General features: G+C 62.9%; 4 protein-coding genes. All 4 read right to left on the bottom strand.

What is annotated here, in order from left to right; translation table 11 throughout:
* Positions 1 to 479: AIR synthase related protein (locus tag HX846_RS35240; RefSeq protein ID WP_256740331.1), on the bottom strand; the 479-nt coding region annotated here is incomplete at its 3' end.
* Positions 480 to 497: 18 nt separating this feature from the next.
* Positions 498 to 998, bottom strand: coding sequence for a transcription antitermination factor NusB (nusB, locus tag HX846_RS35245; RefSeq protein ID WP_003209985.1), 501 nt, complete (start codon positions 996 to 998; stop codon positions 498 to 500).
* Entirely contained in the window at positions 995 to 1,471 is a 477-nt protein-coding gene (gene ribE, locus HX846_RS35250) for a 6,7-dimethyl-8-ribityllumazine synthase (RefSeq protein WP_003209986.1), read from the bottom strand. Before ribE ends, nusB begins: the two co-directional genes overlap by 4 nt.
* A 90-nt stretch (positions 1,472 to 1,561) precedes the next feature.
* The coding region (locus tag HX846_RS35255; RefSeq protein WP_178967256.1) for a 3,4-dihydroxy-2-butanone-4-phosphate synthase at positions 1,562 to 2,229 on the bottom strand (668 nt) is incomplete at its 5' end.

Genomic DNA, 2,229 nt, shown 5'->3' on the forward strand with positions numbered 1-2,229 from the left:
TCACCGCCCACACACAGCAAGTCGCCAGGCCGCGCGCCGCTGCGGGTCAAGGCCTGGCCCGCCGGCACCCGGCCAAACACGGTCATGGTCAGGCTCAGCGGCCCACGGGTGGTGTCGCCACCTACCAGAACCACGCCACAACCCTGCGCCATGGCGTTCAAGCCCTGGGCATAGCGTTGCAGCCAATCGGCATCAACCGTCGGGGTGGTGAGGGCAAGGGTAAACGCGAGGGGATTGGCGCCCATGGCCGCCAGATCGCTGACTGCCACGGCCAGCGAGCGCTGGCCGAGCAGAAACGGATCGCAGGGGTCGGCAAAATGCACGCCGGCCACCAGGGTATCGGTAGAAATCGCCAGCTGTTCCCCGGGAGGAACAGCCAGCAAGGCGCAGTCGTCGCCAATCCCCAGTGCAATGCCTTCGCCGCCCTGCGCACAGGGCGCGGCGGCGAAGTAGTTGCGGATCAGCTCAAACTCGCCCATTGCGTCAGCAAGCGCCAGTTAGCGCTTGTACGCCTTCACTTCGGCTTCACGCAGGCGCGGGGCCAGCTTGTCGAGCACGCCGTTGACGAACTTGTGACCGTCGGTGGAACCGTAGACTTTCGCCAGTTCGATCCCTTCGTTGATCACAACGCGGTAAGGCACGTCGACGCGCTTGAGCAGTTCCCAGGTGGACAGGCGCAGTACGGCCAGTTCAACCGGGTCCAGCTCTTCGATCGCCAGGTCCAGGCACGGCGTCAGTGCAGCGTCGATCTCCGCCAAGTTGGCCGGAACACCGTGCAGGATGTCGTGGAAGTAGCTGGCATCGGCCGCGCTGAAATCGTTGTCGACGCGAAACTGCGCCTCGATTTCGTTCAGCGAGGTTTTCGCCATGTGGCGCTGGTACAAAGCCTGGGTCGCGAGCTGGCGGGCCGAACGACGCTTTTCGCTTTTCGATGGCTTGCCGGCGTCTGCCGGGCGCGGGTCCTGGGGGTTGAACTGATCGCTGTCGTCGCTAATCACTTGGCCTCCAACTGCGCCAGCAGGCTGACCATTTCCAGGGCGGACAGGGCAGCTTCAGCACCTTTGTTGCCGGCCTTGGTGCCGGAACGCTCGATGGCTTGTTCGATGGAATCAACGGTCAGGACGCCAAAGGCGACCGGCACGCCGAACTCCATGGACACCTGGGCCAGGCCCTTGGTGCATTCGCCAGCCACGTATTCGAAGTGCGGAGTGCCGCCACGAATGACCGCGCCCAGGGCGATGATCGCCGCGTATTCACCCTGCTGTGCAACTTTCTGCGCAACCAGTGGAATTTCGAAGGCGCCAGGAGCGCGGATGATAGTGATGTCGCTTTCGCTCACACCGTGGCGAACCAGGGCATCCACGGCACCGCTTACCAGGCTTTCAACCACGAAGCTGTTGAAGCGGCCAACCACCAGGGCATAGCGGCCTTTGGGGGCGATGAAGGTACCTTCGATGGTCTTCAGGGTCATTCGACAAATCTCTTAAAGAGCCGGGACGCGCTTAGTGCGCGCCCCTCAGTGATATTTGAACCGCGAACAAGGGGCAAACAACGCCGGCCTTTATTCGGAGGGCACGTATTCTACTACTTCCAGGTCGAAACCGGATATGGCATTAAATTTCATTGGCGCACTCATCAGGCGCATTTTGCGCACGCCCAGGTCCCGCAGGATCTGCGAACCGGCCCCGACGATGCTGTAGGTGGTCGGTTTTTTCGCCGGCGCGTGGTCGGCGGTTTCGCGGATATGCGCCAGAAGCACGTCGCCATCCAGCGGATGGCCCAGCAGCAATACAACACCGCTGCCGGCCTCGGACACCGCGGACATCGCGGCCCGCAGGCTCCAGCGCCCCGGTTGCTTGACCATCAGCAGGTCGCGCAGCGGGTCCATGTTGTGCACCCGCACCAGGGTTGGCTCTTCAGCGCAGATGGTGCCCAGGGTCAGGGCCATGTGCACGTCGCCTTCCACGGAATCACGATAGGTCACCAGGTTGAACTGGCCCAGTTCGCTGTCCAGCGGCTGCTCGGCAATCCGCTGAACGGTACGTTCGTGGATCATCCGGTAGTGGATCAGGTCGGCAATGGTGCCGATCTTGATGTTGTGCAGCGCGGCAAATTCTTCCAGCTCGGCGCGACGGGACATGGTGCCGTCGTCGTTCATCACTTCGCAGATCACACCGCTCGGCTCGAAACCGGCCATGCGCGCCAGGTCGCAGGCCGCTTCGGTGTGGC

It is taken from the genome of Pseudomonas sp. K5002, from assembly GCF_013386655.1.
Lineage (GTDB): Bacteria > Pseudomonadota > Gammaproteobacteria > Pseudomonadales > Pseudomonadaceae > Aquipseudomonas.